Annotated in this window: 14 protein-coding genes and 1 pseudogene; 13 read left to right on the forward strand and 2 right to left on the reverse strand. The window is 58.0% G+C overall.

The annotated features are described in order from the left end of the window. The first annotated feature begins 260 nt into the window (after positions 1–260). The 6 genes from recC to EQV93_RS16690 all read left to right on the forward strand — a co-directional run bounded on the left by recC (position 261) and on the right by EQV93_RS16690 (position 12,006). Complete coding sequence (gene recC / locus EQV93_RS16665) at positions 261–3,710, forward strand: exodeoxyribonuclease V subunit gamma (protein WP_240891965.1); 3,450 nt, start codon at positions 261–263, stop codon at positions 3,708–3,710. Next, positions 3,710–7,399, forward strand: coding sequence for an exodeoxyribonuclease V subunit beta (recB, locus tag EQV93_RS16670; protein WP_240891966.1), 3,690 nt, complete (start codon positions 3,710–3,712; stop codon positions 7,397–7,399). Before recC ends, recB begins: the two co-directional genes overlap by 1 nt. After that, complete coding sequence (gene recD, locus EQV93_RS16675; protein WP_240891967.1) at positions 7,396–9,477, forward strand: exodeoxyribonuclease V subunit alpha; 2,082 nt, start codon at positions 7,396–7,398, stop codon at positions 9,475–9,477. The genes recB and recD overlap by 4 nt, the downstream gene beginning before the upstream one ends. Before the next feature lie 176 nt (positions 9,478–9,653). Continuing rightward, positions 9,654–10,229, forward strand: a complete 576-nt coding sequence (locus EQV93_RS16680; RefSeq protein WP_240891968.1) for a YfiR family protein — start codon at positions 9,654–9,656, stop codon at positions 10,227–10,229. After that, the gene (locus EQV93_RS16685; RefSeq protein ID WP_240891969.1) at positions 10,226–11,515 is read left to right on the forward strand and encodes a diguanylate cyclase domain-containing protein; all 1,290 of its coding nucleotides are present in this window, start codon (positions 10,226–10,228) and stop codon (positions 11,513–11,515) included. Before EQV93_RS16680 ends, EQV93_RS16685 begins: the two co-directional genes overlap by 4 nt. Further along, entirely contained in the window at positions 11,503–12,006 is a 504-nt protein-coding gene (locus tag EQV93_RS16690; RefSeq protein ID WP_122783798.1) for an OmpA family protein, read from the forward strand. Before EQV93_RS16685 ends, EQV93_RS16690 begins: the two co-directional genes overlap by 13 nt. Here EQV93_RS16690 and EQV93_RS16695 read toward each other — a convergent pair. Beyond that, positions 11,996–12,964, reverse strand: a complete 969-nt coding sequence (locus EQV93_RS16695) for a LysR family transcriptional regulator (RefSeq protein WP_122783797.1) — start codon at positions 12,962–12,964, stop codon at positions 11,996–11,998. The two genes, EQV93_RS16690 and EQV93_RS16695, sit on opposite strands and share 11 nt — an antisense overlap. A gap of 114 nt (positions 12,965–13,078) precedes the next feature. On the opposite strand from EQV93_RS16695, the gene EQV93_RS16700 reads away from it, so the two are divergent. Next, positions 13,079–14,593 carry a CoA-acylating methylmalonate-semialdehyde dehydrogenase gene (locus EQV93_RS16700; protein ID WP_146386914.1) on the forward strand — a complete coding sequence of 505 codons (1,515 nt, stop codon included), beginning with the start codon at positions 13,079–13,081 and terminating at the stop codon, positions 14,591–14,593. A 10-nt stretch (positions 14,594–14,603) separates the two neighbouring features. Next, positions 14,604–15,491 carry a 3-hydroxyisobutyrate dehydrogenase gene (mmsB, locus tag EQV93_RS16705; RefSeq protein WP_240891970.1) on the forward strand — a complete coding sequence of 296 codons (888 nt, stop codon included), beginning with the start codon at positions 14,604–14,606 and terminating at the stop codon, positions 15,489–15,491. Positions 15,492–15,801: 310 nt separating this feature from the next. On the opposite strand, the gene EQV93_RS16710 is transcribed toward mmsB, so the two are convergent. After that, a complete protein-coding gene (locus EQV93_RS16710; RefSeq protein WP_240891971.1) occupies positions 15,802–17,202 on the reverse strand; it encodes an amino acid permease in 1,401 nt (466 codons plus the stop codon). Between the two features lie 157 nt (positions 17,203–17,359). Between EQV93_RS16710 and EQV93_RS16715 the strand changes: the two are divergent. The 5 genes and pseudogenes from EQV93_RS16715 to ggt all read left to right on the forward strand — a co-directional run. Next, positions 17,360–17,446 (forward strand): annotated as a pseudogene (locus EQV93_RS16715) (sulfite exporter TauE/SafE family protein); the annotation flags it as partial. Positions 17,447–17,617: 171 nt separating this feature from the next. Next, positions 17,618–18,208, forward strand: a complete 591-nt coding sequence (locus tag EQV93_RS16720) for an NAD(P)H-dependent oxidoreductase (RefSeq protein WP_122783793.1) — start codon at positions 17,618–17,620, stop codon at positions 18,206–18,208. An 81-nt stretch (positions 18,209–18,289) separates the two neighbouring features. Then, a complete protein-coding gene (locus tag EQV93_RS16725) occupies positions 18,290–19,201 on the forward strand; it encodes a LysR family transcriptional regulator (RefSeq protein ID WP_122783792.1) in 912 nt (303 codons plus the stop codon). Between the two features lie 334 nt (positions 19,202–19,535). Next, a complete protein-coding gene (locus EQV93_RS16730) occupies positions 19,536–19,799 on the forward strand; it encodes a DUF3077 domain-containing protein (protein WP_122783791.1) in 264 nt (87 codons plus the stop codon). Positions 19,800–19,899: 100 nt separating this feature from the next. Continuing rightward, entirely contained in the window at positions 19,900–21,567 is a 1,668-nt protein-coding gene (gene ggt / locus EQV93_RS16735) for a gamma-glutamyltransferase (RefSeq protein WP_240891972.1), read from the forward strand. Positions 21,568–21,707 lie beyond the last annotated feature (140 nt).

Below are 21,707 nucleotides of genomic sequence, written 5' to 3' on the forward strand. Positions count from 1 at the left end.
TGAAACGATGCATCGCCGATGGTAGTGTGGGGTTTCCCCATGTGAGAGTAGGTCATCGTCAAGATTAAATTCCAAACCCCCTGTCTGCTCACGCAGACAGGGGGTTTGTTTTTGTGCGCGAAAAAGCCCGAGCGATCGACAAGCAATACGTTTGAATATCCTCGGTATGCCCCCAAGCTGTTCGCTCGCAGCTTGCGCAACTCCCCCCCATGCAATGTTAAGGTTCGTCTTTGGATATTGCCTTCCCTAAGGATGCCTTCATGCCGGTCGCTACTTCTCTGAATCCAGGTTTTATGGTCGTTCACGGTAATCGCCTTGATGAACTGCGAGGCTTGGTCGTGAGCTGGATGCGGCGCTATCCCTTGGCACCTCTGGAGAACGAAATTGCACTGGTACAGAGTAATGGCATCGCTCAATGGCTGAAGCTGGCTCTGGCCGAAGATGCTCAGGATGACGACTTGGGTGGCTGCGGGATTGCCGCCGCTGTTGATGTACAACTGCCCGGCAGTTTCATGTGGCAGCTCTATCGCATCGTATTAGGCACAGAGCACATTCCCGCCAAATCCTTGCTTGATAAAGCCCCGCTCACTTGGCGTTTGATGCGTTTGCTGCCTGCGCTTATTGATCAGCCGCACTTCGAACCGTTGCAGCGGTTTCTGACCAACGACTCTGATCTGCGAAAGCGCTATCAATTGTCAGAGCGCCTCGCCGACCTCTTTGACCAATACCAGGTTTATCGCGCTGATTGGCTTGAAGATTGGGCGGCAGGCCGTCACCAGCTACGCAATGCACGAGGCGAAACCCCCGCGCTGAGTCCGGCCAATTGCTGGCAAGCGGAGCTATGGCGTGCACTCCTGCTCGATGTAGGGGAAGAGGGCATGTCGCAGAGTCGTGCCGGCGTGCATCAGCGTTTTATGGACAGGATCAATAGCCTCGAACAAGCGCCGCCCGGTTTGCCAGCCCGAGTCATCGTTTTTGGCATCTCATCGCTGCCTGCACAGGCACTCGAAGCGTTGGCAGGTCTGGCCCGCTTTAGTCAGGTGTTGCTGTGTGTGCACAACCCTTGCCGTCATCATTGGTCTGACATCGTGGCGGACAAAGATCTGCTGCGCCACCAGTACAAACGCCAAGCCCGCAAAGCCGGAATGCCAGCCGCGCTGGATGTCGATATCCTGCATCAACATGCTCACCCTTTATTGGCTGCGTGGGGCAAACAGGGCCGTGACTACATCAACCTGTTGGACAGTTACGACGATCCGAACAGTTATCGGGCCGCCTTTCGCGATGGACGGATTGACCTGTTCAGTGAAGTAGAACCACTCAACCTGTTGAACCAACTACAAGACGACATTCTTGAGCTGCGTCCTCTCAATGAAACACGTGAGCTATGGCCTGCTGTTGATTTAGATACGGATCGTTCAATCCGTTTTCACATCGCCCACAGCGCGCAGCGTGAAGTTGAAATCCTTCACGACCAATTGCTGGCCCGCTTCAGCGAAGATCCTGGCTTACAGCCACGCGACGTGATTGTAATGGTGCCGGACGTCGACAGTTACGCCCCTCATATTCGCGCCGTATTTGGCCAGATTGACCGCGACGATCGCCGTTTCATCCCCTACACCCTCGCCGACCAAGGCCAGCGGGGCCGTGATCCCCTGCTGATTGCCATCGAGCACTTGCTCAAATTGCCGGACAGTCGTTTCCCGGTCAGTGAAATCCTCGACCTTCTGGATGTTCCCTCTCTACGAGCACGCTTCAACGTTCAAGAGCGCGACCTACCAACCTTGCATCGCTGGATCGAAGGTGCAGGGATTCGCTGGGGATTGAATGCGCAACAACGCGCCGGCCTCGGCTTACCGGCGCAACTGGAGCAGAACAGTTGGCGATTCGGCCTGCGTCGTATGCTGCTTGGCTATGCCGTAGGCAGTGGCCAAGCCTGTGATGGCATTGAACCTTACGATGAAATCGGCGGCCTGGATGCGGTATTGATTGGCCCGCTGGTGGCTCTGCTCGATGCGCTGGAAATTGCCCATCAGGAACTCTCGCAACCGGCTTTGCCTCAACAATGGGGCGAACGACTGCAAGCGCTGGTTCAACTCTTCTTTCTGGCGGAAACCGAGCACGACGACTACCTGCTGGCCCAGCTTGAAGAACTTCGAGAGAACTGGCTCGAAACCTGTGAGTTGGTTGGCCTGCAAGATGAGTTGCCGCTCACGGTTGTTCGTGAGGCGTGGCTGGCAGGTCTCGACCAAGGCAAACTGTCCCAACGATTCCTGGCCGGTGCGGTCAACTTCTGCACCCTGATGCCGATGCGTGCCATCCCGTTCAAACTGGTGTGCTTGCTCGGTATGAATGACGGCGACTACCCACGTGCGCAACCGCCGCTGGATTTCGACTTGATGGGCAGTGACTATCGCCCCGGCGATCGCTCGCGCCGTGAAGATGACCGTTATTTATTGCTTGAAGCGCTGCTCTCGGCACGTGATCAGCTGTACATCAGTTGGGTAGGGCGCAGTATCCGCGACAACAGCGAGCGCCCGGCCTGCGTTCTGATCGGACAACTGCGCGATCATATCGCCAGTGGCTGGAAACATCAGGGTGGCAGTGATCTGCTTGAAGCCATGACGCAAGAGCATCCGTTGCAACCTTTCAGCACCCGCTATTTCCATGAAGGTAACCCCAGCCTCTTCAGCTACGCCCGTGAGTGGCAGCAATTGCACGAGTTTCAGGATGCCCCGGCTCAACCCGGGTCACTCACGGCACACGAACAAGAAGAACCCCTGAACCTGACTCAACTGCAGGACTTTTTGCGCAATCCGGTGCGCCACTTCTTCAGTCAGCGTTTGAAAGTGTTCTTTGAGGCCGCAGAAGTGCCTCTTGCGGATGAAGAGCCTTTCGTCCTCGATGCTTTACAGCGTTACACCCTGAGCGACAGCTTGCTCGAAGCCGCCTTGGCGCAGCCCGATCAACTGGAGCAAGCCTTGCACAACCGCGCCCTGCGCCTGCAAGGCAGCGGCCTGTTACCGATGGCCGGGTTTGGGGAGTGCTTGCAGCACGAGTTGATAGAACCGTTGCCCGACGTATTGCAGCGCTATCAACAGTTGCTGACGCTTTGGCCTAAGCCACTGAGCAGCGCCTTGCCTGTCAGCCTCGAAGAACATGGGCTGAAACTGGAAGGGTGGCTCGGCAATCTGCATCAGCGAAGTGACAACGGCCTACTCTCCGTCACCACGATTCCCAACAGCATTGGCGCGATCAAAACCCGTAAATGGCACCGTTTGACCCGTCCGTGGGTGAATCATCTGGTTGCCTGCGCCAGCGGCTTGCCCATGTCCACTGCATTGGTCGCCAGCGATGACACCTTGTTGCTTGAACCTATGCAGCCTCAACAAGCCCGGGACATTCTCGGCAATCTGTTGCTGGCCTGGAAGGTCGGGATGAGTCGCCCGCTGCCTATCGCGGTCAAAACAGCCTTCGCCTGGTTGGCCCAGAGCGATCCGGCCAAAGCAGAGGCGGCAGCACAAAAAGCTTACGAAGGTGATGGGCAGACCAGTAATGGCGAGCGCCGCGAAAGTGCTGCGCTCGCCCGTCAGTTCCCGGACTATGCGGCGCTGATTGCCACCCATGAATTTGAAGATTGGTGCGACGCCCTGTATCGCCCCTTGTTTGACGCCCCTTGGCGTTCACTGACCAGCGAGGTGGCACGCTAATGAATGCGCAAAAAGAACCCTTGGCGCTAGCCTTTCCCCTGCACGGCAGCCAACTGATCGAAGCCAGCGCCGGCACCGGCAAGACCTTCACCATCTCGGCCCTCTATCTGCGTTTGATTCTGGGGCACGGAGCGCAGGGCGCCGGGTTTGGCCGCGAATTGTTACCGCCACAAATTCTCGTTGTGACCTTCACCGATGCTGCCACCAAAGAGTTGCGTGACCGTATCCGCACCCGCCTTGCCGAAGCTGCGCGGTTCTTCCGCGACGAGATCCAGGCGCCGGACGCTTTGGTTGCGCAACTGCGAGACCAATTTTCGCCCGAACAATGGCCAGGATGCGCAGGTAGGCTCGACATTGCCGCGCAATGGATGGACGAAGCCGCCGTTTCGACTATCCACAGTTGGTGTCAGCGGATGCTGCGAGAGCATGCATTCGACAGTGGCAGCCTGTTCACTCAGACACTGGAAACCGACCACAGCGACTTGCTGGGCGAAGTTGTGCGCGATTACTGGCGCCTGTTTTGCTACCCCATGCACGGTGACGCGCTGAACTGGGTACGTGCAAACCTGAGTGGCCCCGATGCCTTGTTGCCGCGTATACGTGCGCTGTTTGGCAGTTCGCGGGCAGGCGTAGACCCCGCACAAAACCCCGCGCAGATTATCGAGACGTGCCTGCAGGAACGCCGTCAGGTGCTCACGCAGCTCAAAACCCCGTGGCTGCAATGGGCCCAGGAACTGCGCGACATTTGCCTGCAAGGTGTAGCCAGTAAAAGTGTCGACGGTCGCAAGATGCAAGCGCGTTACTTTGAGCCCTGGTTCGAGAAACTCAGCTCATGGGCTGAGGACGACACACTGGAACAGTTGGACCTGAACACGGGATTCACGCGTCTGACACCCGACGGTATGGCCGAAGCCTGGAAAGGGCAGCCGCCTCAGCATCCGGGTCTGGATGCCATGGCCGGCCTGAAAGCCGCACTGGACGCTTTACCCAGCCCTGACGCTGCGGTGTTGGAGCATGCTGCGCGTTGGGTGAGCGCGCGTTTTGAGGAAGAAAAACGCCGCCGTGCCGAGATGGGCTTTGACGATATGCTGCTCAGGCTTGATGCCGCATTGCAGGCTGATGGCGGTGAGCGTCTGGCGACCTTGATTCGCGAGCAGTTCCCGGTGGCCCTGATCGATGAGTTCCAGGACACCGACCCGGTGCAGTACCGCATCTTCGAAACCATTTACCGTATCGAAGACAACAGCCCTGAGACGGGGTTGTTTCTGATCGGCGACCCGAAGCAGGCGATCTATGCTTTTCGCGGTGCCGACATTTACACCTACCTGCGCGCCCGTCATGCCACTCAAGGCCGACTGCACACACTGGACACCAACTTTCGCTCCAGCCACGCGATGGTGGATGCGGTGAACCACGTGTTTGCACGAGCTGAGCAGCGCGACACAGGACGCGGTGCATTTTTATTCCGTGACGGCTCTGAAAACCCTGTGCCGTTTGTCTCGGTTAAATCCCAGGGCCGAAAAGAAATCCTGCAACTGGATGGGCAGCCGGTGTCCGCCATGAACCTTTGGCAATTGCCCTCCGAACAGCCCGTTTCCGGTGCGGTGTATCGTCAGCAACTGGCGGCCGTGTGTGCCAGCCAGATTGTCGAGTTGCTCAATGGCGGCCAGCAAGGTCGATGCGGGTTTGTCCAGGAGGGACATCCGCTGCGCGGAGTATTGCCGGCTGACATTGCGATTCTGGTTCGTGACGGTAAAGAAGCACAGGCTGTGCGGCGCGAATTGTCGACCCGTGGCGTGCGCAGTGTTTACTTGTCAGACAAAGATTCGGTCTACGCCGCGCAGGAGGCCCACGATGTGCTGGCCTGGCTTAAAGCCTGTGCCGAACCGGATGTCGAGCGCCCACTGCGCGCCGCACTGGCCTGTATCACGTTGGACCTGCCCCTAATTGAGCTAGAGCGTCTGAATCAGGACGAACTGGCGTGGGAACGTCGTGTTATGCAGTTTCGGGGTTACCGCGAAATCTGGCGCAAACAAGGCGTGTTGGCCATGTTGCGACGCCTGCTGCATGACTTTGAATTACCCCGCACATTGATTGCCCGCCCGGACGGTGAGCGCGTGTTAACTAACGTCTTGCACCTGTCTGAACTGTTGCAGCAGGCTGCTGCCGAGCTGGATGGTGAACAAGCGCTTATCCGCCATCTGGCCGAGCATCTGGCCTTGTCGGGTCAGGCCGCAGAAGACCAGATCCTGCGCCTTGAAAGCGATGAGCAACTGGTAAAAGTGGTCACGATCCACAAGTCAAAAGGGCTGGAATACCCGCTGGTGTTCTTGCCATTTATTTGCTCGACCAAGCCGGTGGATGGCAGCCGTTTGCCGCTGCATTACCACGACGCGGCGGGTAACGCCCAGGTTAGCTTGAAAGCCACCCCCGAACTGATCGCTCAGGCCGATGACGAGCGTCTGGCCGAAGACCTGCGTTTGCTTTATGTGGCCCTGACCCGTGCCCAGCATGCCTGCTGGCTGGGCGTTGCCGACCTTAAGCGCGGCAACAATAATCGCTCGACTCTGCACCTGTCTGCGTTGGGTTATTTGCTTGGGGGCGGCGCCGTGCTGGCCGAATCCGTAGGCCTTGCGCGCTGGCTGGCAGACGCACAGCAAGATTGCCCGGCCATTGATTGCCAGCCGGTGCCATTGCCCAGCCCCGCGTACTTTGTTCCGCCAATTAACCAGGCCACGTTACTCAAGCCGTTGATCCCGGCTCGGCGCGCAGCCGAAAACTGGTGGATAGCGTCCTACAGCGCGTTGCGTATTGGCGACAGCCTCAGCCCTGCCGAGGCACCGGAAAGCGCATTGGCTCAAAAGCTCTCGGATGATGAGCGACTCGATCCTGATGCGCCCCGTGACGTGTTACTCACCGGCGGCGACATTCACCGCTTTCCTCGTGGGCCCAATCCCGGCACCTTCTTGCACGGTCTGCTGGAATGGGCCGGCGGCGAAGGTTTCAAGGCTGACGCTACAGCCGTCAACGATGCCGTCGCGCGACGTTGTAATCGACGTGGCTGGCAAGGCTGGATTGACACCTTGAGCGACTGGTTGCTGCATCTGCAACACGAACCCCTGCGCCTGAACAATGGTCAACCCGCAGTGGTACTGAGCGGCTTGAATCAATACCAGATCGAAATGGAATTCTGGTTTGCCAGCCACAAGGTCGACGTGCTGCAACTCGATAAACTGGTGCGCCAACATACCCACGGCGGTGCGCCACGTGCGGCGGCTGAACCGAGCCTGCTCAATGGCATGTTCAAAGGCTTTATCGACCTCACGTTCGAGCATGCAGGGCGCTATTACGTCGCGGATTACAAATCCAATTGGCTGGGTATCGACGATGCGGCCTACACCGAACAGGCGATGACCACCTCGATCCTGGATAATCGCTACGACCTGCAATACGTGTTGTACCTGTTGGCCCTGCACCGTCAACTCAAGGCGCGGCTGATTGACTACGACTACGACCAGCACATGGGCGGCGCGTTGTATTTATTCTTGCGAGGCACTCGCTCCCAAGGGCAGGGGGTGTTCTTTACGAGGCCGCCCAGACACTTGATCGAAAGCCTGGACCTGATGTTCCAGGGCAAACCTCAGCCTCAGCAGGCTGAACCGGCATGGGAACAGGGAGAATTGTTATGAGTCGTTCGTTTGCCGAACTGTTGCCCACGCCGTTGACGGCTGAAAGCCTTGCCCGTTTACAACCTTTGACGCGAGCCGATGATCTGTTGCTGCTACTGGAGCGCTGGGTAGAGCGCGGGTGGCTACGGGCGCTGGATAAAGCGTTTGTCGCCTTCCTGCATGAGCGCGACCCCGAAGGGGATCCGTTGGTGCTGCTGGCGGCGGCGCTGACCAGCCACCAACTGGGTCACGGCCATGTCTGTCTGGATCTGTTCGAAACCCTGAAAGAGCCCGACTTTGCACTGTCTCTGCCCCCTGAAGGCGATGTGCAGACGGGCGCCATGCTGCTGCCTTCGCAATTGCTCGAAGCGCTGGAGGGTGACGCGTGGTGTGCTGCCTTGCAGGCCAGCGCTTTGGTTGAGCACGCAGGACACTGCACCGAGGCGAGCAGTCGTCCCATGGTGCTGAGCGACCGCCGTCTGTATTTACGTCGTTATTGGGCGTATGAGCGGCGAATCGACAGCGCTTTGCGCCAACGTCTGTCTGCCCCGCAGGTCACGCCTGAGGATTTGCCGGCGCGCCTCAACAGTTTGTTCGGCAGCCCGGCACAGCCTGCACCGATTGACTGGCAAAAACTGGCCTGCGCCTTAGCGACCCGAGGGGCCTTCAGCATCGTCACGGGCGGCCCCGGCACCGGCAAAACCACCACCGTAGTGCGCCTGCTGGCCCTGCTGCAGGCCCCGGCCGTGGAGGCCGGAGCGCCGTTGCGAATTCGTCTGGCTGCACCGACCGGCAAAGCGGCTGCACGCTTGACCGAGTCCATCAGCCTGCAAGTCAAATCATTGGAAGTGGCTGACAGCGTTCGCCAAAAAATCCCGAGTGACGTCACCACGGTTCACCGCCTGCTGGGCAGCCGACCGGGTACACGGCACTTTCGCCATCACGCGGGCAATCGGCTGCCGCTGGATGTGTTGGTGGTCGATGAAGCCTCCATGATCGACTTGGAGATGATGGCCAATTTACTCGATGCATTACCTGACCATGCGCGGCTGGTGCTGTTGGGGGACAAGGACCAGTTGGCCTCGGTTGAAGCCGGCGCGGTGCTGGGCGATTTGTGTCGCGATGCCGAAGCGGGCTGGTACACCCCGCAGACCCGGGCATGGCTGGAACAGGTCAGTGGTGAAAGCCTTGCAGGCAGCGATTTGCAACAAGACCTGGACGGTACTCATCCGCTCGCCCAACAAGTGGTCATGCTGCGTCACTCGCGTCGTTTTGGAGAAGGCAGCGGTATTGGCCAGCTTTCTCGTCTGGTGAACCGGCAACAGTCCCATGACGCGCGGGCGTTGCTGGTCGCGGGCCATCACGAGGATCTGTTTACCTTGCCCCTCAAGGGGGAGCAAGACCGCGGGTTCGAGCGTCTGGCGCTGGAAGGGCGCGGTGCGCAGGCCAAAGGCTATCGGCATTACCTTGAGGTACTGCGTGACCGGCGTCCATCAGCCGATGCAGGCCTTGAAGACCCTTGCTGGTCCGTTTGGGCGGGGCAAGTACTGGAGGCATTCGAAGCGTTTCAGGTACTGTGCGCCGTGCGTAAAGGTCCTTGGGGTGTGGAAGGTTTGAACGAACGCATCACACGCACGTTGTTTGCCCGCAAGTTGATAGACGGTGATCAACAGTGGTACGAAGGGCGCCCCGTGCTAATGACCCGCAATGATTACGGCCTGGGGTTAATGAATGGTGATATCGGCATCGCACTCAAACTGCCGGAGCGTGATGGAGACAAGCAGCGCCATGTGCTGCGGGTCGCCTTTGCCCGCAATGATGGGCAGGGCGGTATTCGTTTTGTACTGCCGAGTCGGCTCAATGATGTCGAAACGGTGTACGCCATGACGGTGCACAAATCTCAAGGCTCGGAGTTTTCGCACACCGCGCTGGTGCTGCCGGAAGCCCTTAACCCGGTCCTGACCAAAGAGCTCATCTATACCGGCATCACGCGGGCCAAGCACTGGTTCAGCCTGATAGAACCGCGGGCTGGAGTGTTTGAGGAAGCCGTCGCACGCAAGGTCAAACGCCTGAGCGGGTTAATGTTGGGGCTCGGGTAGCCCAACACGACTCATTTGCAGGCCCGCGCAGGGAAGCGGTACCCTTCAAACGCAGTGTATAAACAGTACGGCTACCTACTTTTGGATAGCCGGTTATGTGAAGTCTGTCACAGTTAATGCGAAGCCTGTGATACATTCCCGGCATTATTCCTACAACGTTTACCGAGATTTCCTGCATGGATGTGGCCGTTTTCTCGATACGACAAGGTTTGAGAAACGGCCTGAAACGCCTGTCTCTTCACCTCCTATTGCTAGGCACCCCCTGCTTGGCTCAATCCGAAGTGCTTCTGAATCAGGTCGATCAACGTACCAAAAATGTCGCCCAAGTGGTGCTTGGCATTCTCAGCTATGCGCGTTGGCCCATCGAACCGGCGTATTTGCAGCTGTGTGTGGTTGGCCCGACCGAGTACGCCGATGACCTGCTAAAAGGCGCGACACAGGCCAGCGGCAGGGCGTTGCAGGTGCGCCGAGTGCTGGTCACTGATCCCTTGCTTATCAAACATTGCAACGCGCTCTACTTAGGCAAACTCAGCGCTGAAGACCGGCGAAGTGTGTTCGATCAACTGTCGGGCCAAGCGGTCCTGAGCATTAGCGAACAGGTGGATTCGTGCAGCGTCGGCAGTTTGTTTTGCCTGAAGGTGGGCGATGAGAACGTGTCGTTTGAGGTCAACCTCGATTCTGTCGCCCGCAGTGGCGTGCGGATCCACCCTCGTGTGTTGCAATTGTCACATCGTCGGGGTGATCAGACATGAGCCGGGATAAAAGGCTGCCTGTTCATCGCCAATTGCGTTCGGTGCTGCGCCGCGGGCATTTGAGCGTGGCATTGGTCGCCGTCGTGCTGGCCAGCACCTCGATGACGCTGTTGGGCACGTTGGCACTCAAGGTGTACGCCGACAACAACGTGCACTTGCTGGCGCGTGCCATCAATTACACCGTCGAAGCGGCAGTGGTGTTCGATGACAAGGCGGCTGCGTCAGAAGCGCTGGCCTTGATTGCCTCCACAGCCGCTGTCGCTGACGCTCAAGTGTTCAAGGCCAATGGTCAGTTACTGGCGCAGTGGCAGCGTCCGGAAAACGGGTTGTTGTCCAGGGCAGAGATGTGGCTGGCAGATCACTTGTTGAATCAGCCGGTAACGGTTCCGATTGAGCGTCAAGGTCAGCAGATCGGTGAAGTGAGGATCCGTACCCACGGAGCCAATTTGTTGCGGTTTTTGATCAGTGGGCTGTTCGGTGTGTTGCTGTGCACGGCGCTGAGTGTATGGAGTGCACTGCATCTTTCGCGGCGCATGCATGGCGGTATAACCGGCCCGTTACAACAACTGGCCGAAGTGGCGCATGCGGTACGCATCGAGCGCGCATTCGATCAGCGCGTGCCTGCGGCGCAGATTGCCGAGCTGAACAGCCTGGGCAATGACTTTAACGCGTTGCTCGATGAGCTGGAGTCGTGGCAAAGCCATCTGCAACATCAAAACCAGGCGCTGGTGCATCAGGCCAATCATGACTCACTGACCGAATTGCCCAACCGTGCCTACTTTGAAACACAGTTGGCGCGCACGCTGCGTTCTCTAAACACCACCCATGAAAAAGCCGCTGTGCTGTTTCTCGATAGCGACCGCTTCAAAGACATCAATGACACCTATGGCCATGCGGCGGGTGATGTGGTGTTGATCACGGTGGCCGCCCGCATCCGCGCCTTGCTGCGTGAAAACGATGTGGTTGCGCGACTGGGCGGGGACGAATTTGCGATTTTACTGACGCCGCTGCACAAGATCGAAGACGCCCAACGTATTGCGGAGAAGATCATCGCCAGCATGCGTGAGCCTATTTCTCTGCCGGGGCAATTCAGCGTTGTCACCTCTTTCAGTATCGGCATTGCGGCTTACCCTGAGCATGGCACCCACCCGGACTCGCTGCTGTGTGCAGCAGACTCAGCGATGTACCATGCCAAACGCCTCGCCCGTGGCGGCCAACACGTTGCGAAGCTGGAGTGCTCCGTAACCCCCAATACTTCAGGAGCTGTTCCACCATGCGTGAGTTGACTCAGCGTTATGTGCAGTTATTTAGCGTTGCCCTGTTACTGGCCGCAGTGTTGTTAACCGGTTGCCAGACCACACCGCCTAAAGGCCTTACTGCAGCGCAGATCGCGGTGTTGAAACAACAAGGTTTTGAGTTGACTGACGAAGGCTGGGCATTCGATTTGTCGGGCAAGGTGCTGTTCGGCAGTGACCTTGAAGTGCTCAATGCCCAAAGTCAGGCCATCGTGGAGCGCATCGGCACTGCCTTGGTCGCGGCAGACATCCCGCGTGTGCGGGTAGAAGGTCATACCGACAGCTCGGGTAAAGACTCCTACAACCAGCAGCTGTCTTTGCGCCGCGCCAACAGTGTGGCCAACGTGCTAATCAGCGTGGGGATGCGCCCGGAAAATATCCAGACCCTCGGCCTGGGCAGCAGCATACCGGTGGCGACCAACAAGACCCGCGCCGGGCGAACCGAAAACCGGCGAGTGGCCATTGTGGTGATTACGGATTAACACCGATGGGTGAGCCCGCAAACTTGAGCTCCCGCGTTTCCCCCCGCAATAAAGGTGCATTCAGCTCAGTCACCTCACGGATGTAATCCCACAGCAGGGTGATCCGCTTGAGTTTCCTCAGGTCCTCCCGGCAGTACATCCAGAACTGTCGGGTGAGGTTGATTTCGTCGGGCAGTACAGGCAATAGCCGTGGGTCCTGAGCCGCCAGAAAACACGGCAGTATCGCCAGCGAACGCCCTTGCTGCGCGGCCACGAATTGCGCAATCACGCTGGTGCTGCGCAAGGTGGCGCTGGCGCCGGGCACCACATTAGCCAGGTACAGCAGCTCTGAACTGAACGCCAGATCGTCGACGTAGCTAATAAAGGGGTGTTCCTGCAAGTCAGCCGCCCGGCGGATGGGCGGGTGTTTGTCCAGGTAGTCCTGAGTGGCAAACAGTTGCAAGCGGTAGTCGCACAGTTTGCAGCACACATACGGGCCATGCTCCGGGCGCTCCAGCGCAATGACGATATCGGCTTCGCGTTTGGACAGGCTGATGAAGTGCGGCAGCGGCAGGATATCTACCGAAATCGCCGGGTAGGTGTCCACAAAGTGGCTTAACTGCGGGGTGATGAAGAAGCTGCCAAAGCCTTCGGTACAGCCCATGCGTACATGCCCTGATAACGCTACCCCTGAACCTGACACTTGTTCGCAAGCCATGTGCAGCGTGCTTTCAATCGACTCGGCATAACCCAATAAGCGCTGGCCTTCAGGGGTCAGAGTGAAGCCATTGGTGCGCGACTTCTCAAAGAGCAACGTACCCAGTGCGCTTTCCAGCGAACTGATCCGCCTCGACACGGTGGTGTAGTCGACTGCCAGGCGTTTAGCGGCGCTGCTGGCTTTGCGGGTGCGGGCCACCTCCAGAAAAAACTTCAGGTCGTCCCAGTTCAAAGCGCTTAACGAGGTGATGTTTTTTTGCATGTTTGACCGGCTTATATGTGCGTTCTTATTAGAAGAACGCACACCTATACTCCAAAAACTGTCCTGCGACCAATCCGGGCGCCCGTACTCATAAAAATAATGTCGGAGACCTCCATGAGCGTTCCTAACACCCCGTATCAAAATGCCCGCTTGCTGATCGATGGCGAATGGATCGAGTCGCAGACCACCGAGTGGCACGACATCGTCAACCCGGCCACTCAGCAGGTGCTGGCCAAAGTGCCTTTCGCGACAGCCTCTGAAGTCAACGCGGCGATTGCTGCTGCCCAGCGTGCCTTTCAAACCTGGAAGCTGACACCGATTGGCGCGCGCATGCGCATCATGCTCAAGCTGCAAGCGCTCATCCGTGAACACTCCAAGCGTATTGCCACTGTGCTCAGTGCTGAGCAGGGCAAAACCATTGCCGACGCCGAGGGTGATATTTTTCGGGGCCTGGAAGTGGTCGAACACGCGTGCTCCATCGGTACGTTGCAGATGGGTGAGTTCGCCGAAAACGTTGCAGGCGGGGTGGATACCTACACCTTGCGTCAGCCCATTGGTGTCTGTGCGGGCATCACGCCGTTTAACTTCCCGGCCATGATTCCGCTGTGGATGTTTCCGATGGCGATTGCCTGCGGCAACACGTTCGTTCTGAAACCTTCTGAGCAAGACCCGCTGTCGACCCTGATGCTGGTGGAGCTGGCGCTGGAAGCCGGTGTGCCACCGGGTGTGCTGAACGTGGTGCACGGCGGCAAGGATGTAGTGGATGCCCTGTGCACGCACACTGACATCAAGGCCGTGTCCTTTGTCGGCTCGACAGCCGTGGGCACCCATGTGTATGACCTGGCGGGCCGTCATGGCAAGCGGGTGCAATCGATGATGGGAGCCAAAAACCACGCCGTGGTACTGCCCGATGCCAATCGTCAACAAACCCTCAATGCGCTGGTCGGTGCGGGTTTTGGCGCAGCCGGCCAACGCTGCATGGCTACGTCGGTGGTGGTGCTGGTGGGCGCGGCCAAGCAGTGGCTGCCCGACCTCAAGGCGCTGGCGCAAAAGCTCAAGGTTAATGCCGGCAGCGAAGCGGGCACTGACGTTGGACCGGTGATTTCCAAGCGTGCCAAAGAGCGCGTACTGGGGTTGATTGAAAGCGGGATCAAAGAAGGGGCAGTGCTTGAACTGGACGGGCGCGACGTCAACGTACCGGGGTTTGAGCAGGGCAACTTTATCGGCCCGACCTTGTTCTCAGGCGTGACCACCGACATGCAGATTTACACACAGGAAATCTTTGGCCCGGTACTGGCGGTTATAGAAGTGGATACCCTCGATCAAGCCATCGCGCTGGTCAACGCCAATCCGTTCGGCAACGGCACGGGGCTGTTTACCCAAAGCGGCGCTGCTGCGCGCAAGTTCCAGACCGAAATTGATGTGGGTCAGGTCGGTATCAACATTCCGATTCCAGTGCCGGTGCCGTTTTTCAGCTTCACGGGCTCACGTGGGTCGAAACTCGGTGATCTTGGCCCGTACGGCAAACAAGTCGTGCAGTTCTATACCCAAACCAAAACCGTCACCAGTCGCTGGTTTGACGATGACAGCGTGAATGATGGCGTCAACACCACCATCAACCTTCGTTGAGGGCACGACCATGAATATCGCATTTATCGGCTTGGGCAATATGGGCGCACCGATGGCGCGCAATCTGCTCAAAGCCGGACATTCGTTGAACCTGTTCGATCTGAACAAAGACATTCTGGCAGAGCTGGCCGCGCTGGGCGGGCACATCAGTCAGTCACCCTGCGAGGCTGCCCAAGGCACTGAGCTGGTCATCACCATGCTGCCGGCCGCCGCCCATGTGCGCAGTGTATGGCTGGGGGAAGACGGCGTGCTGGCGGGTATCGGTGAAGGTGTGCCTGCCGTGGATTGCAGCACGATCGACCCGCAAACTGCCCGTGATGTTGCAGCCGCTGCTGCCCGGCAAGGGGTACAGATGGCCGACGCACCGGTGTCCGGCGGTACGGGCGGGGCACAAGCGGGCACCCTGACGTTCATGGTAGGTGCCTCGCAAGCGCTCTTTGACACCCTGCACCCCGTACTCGCGCACATGGGCCGCAACATCGTCCATTGCGGGGATGTGGGCACCGGTCAAGTGGCTAAAATCTGCAACAACCTGCTGCTTGGGATTTCCATGGTGGGCGTCAGCGAGGCCATGGCCTTGGGCGCGGCGCTGGGGATCGACAGCGAAGTGCTGGCCGGGGTGATCAACAGTTCTACCGGGCGTTGCTGGAGCTCCGAGGTCTACAACCCTTGGCCCGGTATTGTCGAAACTGCACCGGCATCACGGGGTTACACCGGCGGTTTTGGTGCCGAACTGATGCTCAAGGATTTGGGACTGGCCACGGAAGCGGCTCGTCAGGCCCACCAACCTGTCGTGATGGGCGCTGTGGCTCAGCAGTTGTATCAAGCCATGAGTTTGCGCGGGGAGGGTGGTAAAGACTTCTCGGCCATCATCAATAGCTATCGCAAACCCGAATAGGGTTTTTTCCGGGAGTCCGCGTCGGGCGGATTTCCCGGGTTTTTGCGTTCACTGACATTTGTTCCCTCACCCCAACCCTCTCCCAGAGGGAGAGGGGGCTGATCTGTGGTGTTACACCTATCCGCTTTTGCATGAGTCCCCTCTCCCAGAGGGAGAGGGGACTGATCTGTGGTGCTACGCACATCTGTTTTTGACTTTAAGGCTCTCTCGCTCTGAGAGGGGCTGATGTGTGGTGCTACACCTATCCGCTTTTGCTTGAGTCCCCTCTCCCTCTGGGAGAGGGCTAGGGTGAGGGGCTTTTGATGTGACGTTAGCGCCTGGACAGTGGCCTGCCGGTGCTCAAGCGCACCTGATAAAACCCATAAATGATCAGCAACCATACCGGGATGGCGTACACCGAGGCGCGAACGTCGGGGATCATCCAGATAACCGCAATAATCACGGCCATAAAGGCCAGGCACAGAATGTTGCTGAACGGCGACCAGAACGCTTTGAACCCAGGCGTCACACCGTTCACGGCCATGGCTTTGCGGAACTTGAGGTGGGTGAGGCTGATCAACGCCCAGTTGATCATCAGCGAGGCAACCACCAGCGCAAACAGCAGTTCCAGCGCTTTATGCGGCGCCACGTAGTTGACCACCACGCACAGTAACGTCACCAGCGCTGACAGACCCAGTGCGCGTAAAGGCACGCCGTTTTTGGTCAGTTTCATCAGCGCTTTGGGCGCATCACCTTGCTCGGCCAGGCCGAACAGCATGCGGCTGTTGCAGTACACGCCGCTGTTATAGACCGACAGGGCTGCAGTCAGCACCACGAAATTGAGGATTTGCGCGGCGGTATCGCTGCCGATCAAGGCAAAAATCTGCACAAAGGGGCTGCTGCCATAGGCATCGCCACCCGCACCCAGTGTGACCAGCAACTGATCCCACGGGTACAGGGCCAGCAACACGGTCAGGGCACCCACGTAGAAAATCAGGATGCGGTACACCACCTGGTTGATGGCCTTGGGGATGACCTTTTTCGGTTCGCTGGCCTCGGCTGCCGTGATGCCCACCAACTCCAGACCACCAAACGAAAACATGATGAAGGCCATGGCCATCAACAGCCCGGTGCCGCCATTGGGGAAGAATCCGCCGTGGCTCCACAGGTTGCTGAAGGATGCTTGCGGGCCGCCCGTACCGCTGATCAGCAGGTAGCAGCCCAGAACGATCATGCCGACAATCGCCACGACCTTGATGATGGCAAACCAAAACTCCATCTCGCCGAAGACTTTTACATTCAAGGTATTGATCAGGTTGACCAGTACGAAGAACACCACGGCACTGACCCACGTAGGGACTTCGGGCCACCAGAACTGGATGTATTTACCGACTGCTGTCAGTTCGGCCATGCCCACCAGCACGTAGAGCACCCAATAATTCCAGCCCGACAGAAAACCCGCATAGCCGCCCCAGTACTTGTGGGCAAAGTGACTGAACGAGCCGGCGACGGGCTCCTCGACGATCATCTCGCCCAGCTGGCGCATGATCAGAAAGGCGATAAAACCGGCAATGGCATAGCCCAGAATCATCGACGGCCCGGCCGATTTAAGTACGCCCGCCGAACCCAGAAACAAGCCTGTACCGATAGCGCCGCCCAAGGCAATCAGCTGGATATGGCGGTTTTTTAAACCGCGTTTGAGTGTGACCGGGGGGGAGTTAGTGTCAGCCATCAAGTGTCCTGCACGTTGTTGTTATCGGTAGTTGATCAAATCACCCACGGCGCCTCGCGCCCCGGGTGGCGGGAAGCCCCGGATATTACTCCGGCTAAAAATTCAGGAATACAGGCGAAAACGACTCTGAGAAATTTCCTACGTAGCCCGGGGGCGGCGCCAGCGCATCAGCGCGACGGTGTTCAAGCGGGTGTTCTTTATCGGCATGGCCCTGCCGAGGGCGCATTTGCTGAACGGTGGCTAGGTCACTTTGGCAACAATCAAATATTGATTTGTGACTACAGAGCAAAAGCTATTTGTCCGGGCGCGGGTTTTTCTGTGGTGCAAGGCTCTATATCCTGCTTCTCATGATTTAAACCTTTAACGCCCCAAGTCGCTCAACAGCGCTGAGGGTTAACTCCTGATGAGGCTGACGATGAAAAAGATTCTTCTACTAAACGGCGCTAAAAAATTTGCACACTCCGATGGCCGCTACAACCTGACGATGCATGACACAGCCTTGGCGTTTTTTGATCGCCAGGGTTTTGAAGTCAAAGTCACCCACATCGACGAAGGCTATGACGTTGCCGAAGAAGTCGAAAAATACCTGTGGGCGGACGTGGTGATCTATCAAATGCCAGGCTGGTGGATGGGCGCACCCTGGATCGTAAAAAAATACATCGATGAAGTGTTCACCCAAGGGCACGGCAAGCTCTACGCCAGCGACGGGCGCACCCGTTCCGACGCTTCGCAGCGCTACGGTAGCGGTGGTCTGATCCACGGTAAAAAATACATGCTGTCACTGACCTGGAATGCACCGCAGCAAGCGTTCGACGATCCGGCGGACTTCTTTGAAGGCAAAGGTGTGGACGCGGTGTACTTCCCGTTCCACAAAGCCAACGAGTTCCTTGGCATGACCGGTTTGCCGACCTTCCTGTGCGTTGACGTCATGAAGCGTCCCCAGCCAGACGTTGACGCGGCTCGTTACGAGCAGCACTTGGCTGAAGTGTTTGGTCTGAACGGTTAACAGATTGCCGCCAAGGTGCAGATTTACACTCGTTTCGCTCCTCAGCGACTACGCTACGTCGTTATTCAATGAGGGGCACGTGTGAAAGCCAGATCCGATGAGCTGCAAATCTTTGTCTCGGTGATTGAGTGCGGGTCCATTTCCTCAGCCGCCGAGCAGGCCGGGCAAACGCCTTCAGCCGTCAGCCGCACGTTGTCACGGCTGGAGGCCAAGCTCGATACCACGCTGATCAATCGCACCACCCGGCGCATGGACCTGACTGAAGAAGGCAAATTCTTCTTTGAGCGTGCCAAGGTGATCCTGGCGCAGATGGAAGAGCTGGAAGAGCGCCTGATTTCGCACCAGCGCACGCCGTCCGGGCGTTTGCGGATCAATGCCGCCGCGCCTTTTGTGCTGCACGCCATCGTGCCTTACATCCCCGAGTTTCGTGCGCTCTACCCCGAGATTCAGCTTGAGCTCAACAGCAATGACCTGATTATCGACTTGCTGGAGCAAAGCACAGACATTGCCATTCGCATTGGTCCTTTGGCCGACTCGACCTTGCATGCCCGCTCGTTGGGGTGCAGCCCGCTAAACATTCTTGCCAGCCCCGACTACATCGCCCGTCACGGCGCGCCCACCAGCGTGGCTGAACTGGCCAATCACACCCTGATCGGCTTTACCCAGAACGATGGCCTCAACCAATGGCCCCTGCGTTATGCACAGGGTGATCGCTGGGCGATTCAACCCGCCATCAGCGCTTCCAGTGGTGAGACGGTTCGTCATCTGGCGTTGCAAGGGCAGGGCATTGCCTGCCTGTCGCACTTTATGACCCATGAAGACATCAGTACCGGCCGGTTGCAGGTGGTCTTGGCTGATTTCAACAGCGGCTACCGCCAGCCCATCCATGCGGTGTACTACCGCAACTCGCAGTTGGCGCTGCGCATTCAGTGCTTTCTGGACTTTATCCAGACCAAGCTGGCCAGTTACGCGGAATGTGACGGCCGAAAATAACCCTCGTGCCTACACATATGGCAACGTCTGACCCGACGCTTCCCTTTCTATTGAGCGACGTTTCCTAGAGAATCCTGACCGTCTTGCGGGGTAGGCATTGGGCGAATAGTCTCGCCGAGTCACTGGCATCAGTGACCGGTTTTGACAGACCGACCCAAATGCACCTTCAGCGCTGTAGACCTTTGTTGATGTTATGGCAACGGCGTGTGGGGCACTTCGGTGCGCCGAGTTTTGGGTGTTATTTCCTCGGTCTGTCAACCCGCACGCAGTTGCCACCCTCACCGATTGACAGCGGTACGTGGCAGCTATTTCAGACTTGATTTGGAATACACCCATGAACAAAATCGTCCCTGACCCGCCTCTGCTGACCTGCGCCCACAAGGGCACCGCGTTATTCAGCACGAACCCCGGCATTACCCTGCAAGACGCCCTCACACACGCCTCTTTATTGCTCAAGGGCGCAGAGCTGACGGCCGATGACATCCGCTCTCACCTCAACGGCTACGACGCTGAACAGTTATGGAGCGTCATTCATGGCGTCGAGATGGCGCGCAGTCTGGTGGAATCGCTTCTGGTCGAGACTCGCTTGCCTGACTGAACCCGGCGCGCCGTTCTGCATTTTTATTTCTTGTTTGAAAACGTGTCTGAAATGAGACAAGGTTTGGGCACGTTTTAAAAACAATAAAAGGAAGTGTTGAATGCGCATTGTGTGGTTTAAAACCTTGGCCCTGGCGGCGGCTATCGCAGCCAGCTCATCCGGGTTTGCTGTCACGCTTGAAGGCGGCGCGGTGGCGGCTCCCAATCAATACGGCGCTGATGTCGCTGAGCAAATTCTCAAAAAGGGCGGCAATGCCGTTGACGCAGCGGTCGCCACCGCTTTTGCACTGGCCGTGACCTACCCTGAAGCCGGCAACATCGGTGGCGGGGGCTTTATGACCTTGTTTATCGACGGCAAACCCTACTTTCTCGACTATCGCGAAACGGCGCCCAAGGCGGCCAGTCGCGACATGTACCTGAATGACAAAGGCGAGATTGTCGAAAACATGAGCTTGGTCGGCGCGCGAGCTGCGGGCGTACCGGGTACGGTGATGGGCTTGTGGGAGGCGCATCAACGGTTTGGCAAATTGCCCTGGAGTGAGCTGCTGACCCCTGCTGTGGGCTACGCGAAAAACGGCTTCACAGTGGCCGACAAGCAATACCAGTACCGCGAAGATGCGTTAAAGCTGTTTAACGGCACGACCAATTTCGCTGACTACTTTGGCAGCATGAAAAATGGTCAGACCTTCAAGCAGCCTGAGCTGGCCGAAACCCTGGAGCGCATCGCCGACCAGGGCGCCAAAGATTTCTACCACGGCAAAACCGCCGACCTGCTGGTTGCACAAATGCAGCAGGACAAAGGCCTGATTACCAAGGACGACCTGAACGAGTACAAGGCCCAATGGCGTGAACCGATGCGGGTCGACTGGCGCGGTAATACCTTGTACACCGCGCCGCTGCCCAGCTCGGGCGGGATTGCGCTGGCGCAACTGATCGGCATCAAGGAAGCCCGCGCTGCCGATTTCAAAGGCGTTGAGCTGAACTCCGCGCCGTATATCCACCTGCTCGCCGAAATCGAAAAACGCGTGTTTGCAGACCGCGCCGACTACCTGGGTGATCCGGGTTTCGGCAAGATGCCGGTGGCCGCATTGATTGACCCCGTGTACATCGCCAAGCGGGCGGCTGAAATCAACCCGAAGGCGATCTCGCCGACGGCCAACGTCAAAGCGGGGCTTGAGCCGCATCAGACTACGCACTTCTCCATCGTCGACAAAGACGGCAACGCGGTCAGCAACACCTACACGCTGAACTTTGATTACGGCAGCGGGGTGGTGGTTAAAGGCGCGGGTTTCTTGCTTAACGACGAAATGGACGACTTCAGTTCCAAACCGGGCGTTGCCAATGGTTTCGGTGTGGTGGGTGGCAGCGCCAACGCCATCGAACCGGGCAAGCGCATGCTGTCGTCGATGAGCCCAAGCCTGGTCACGCGAGACGGCAACGTTACGTTGGTGTTGGGCACGCCAGGCGGTTCGCGGATCTTCACCTCGATCTTTCAAGTGTTGAACAACGTCTACGACTATGACCTGCCGCTGCAAAAAGCCGTGGCTGCGCAGCGTGTGCATCATCAGTTGCTGCCTAAAGACACGATCTACTACGACGCGTATGCACCCATCACCGGCAAAGTGGCGGATGAGCTGAAAGCCATGGGCTACACCCTGGAAGATCAGGGTTGGAACATGGGCGATATTCAAGCCATCCGGGTCAACGGCACCCAGCTCGAAACCGCCTCCGACCCCCGTGGTCGCGGAGTGGGTAAGGTGGTGAAGTAACCCTCCACACACATCACCCGTAGCAGCTGCCGAAGGCTGCGTCCGGCGGCGCAGCCGTCGTAAATTCAGCCATTGCGGTGTAACCAGTACACCGTGATTGCAGAATTTACGATCGCTTTGCAATCGGACGCAGCCTTCGG

The sequence above is a fragment of the Pseudomonas sp. TMW22091 genome (genome assembly GCF_022496705.1).
Classification (GTDB): Bacteria; Pseudomonadota; Gammaproteobacteria; order Pseudomonadales; family Pseudomonadaceae; genus Aquipseudomonas; species Aquipseudomonas saxonica.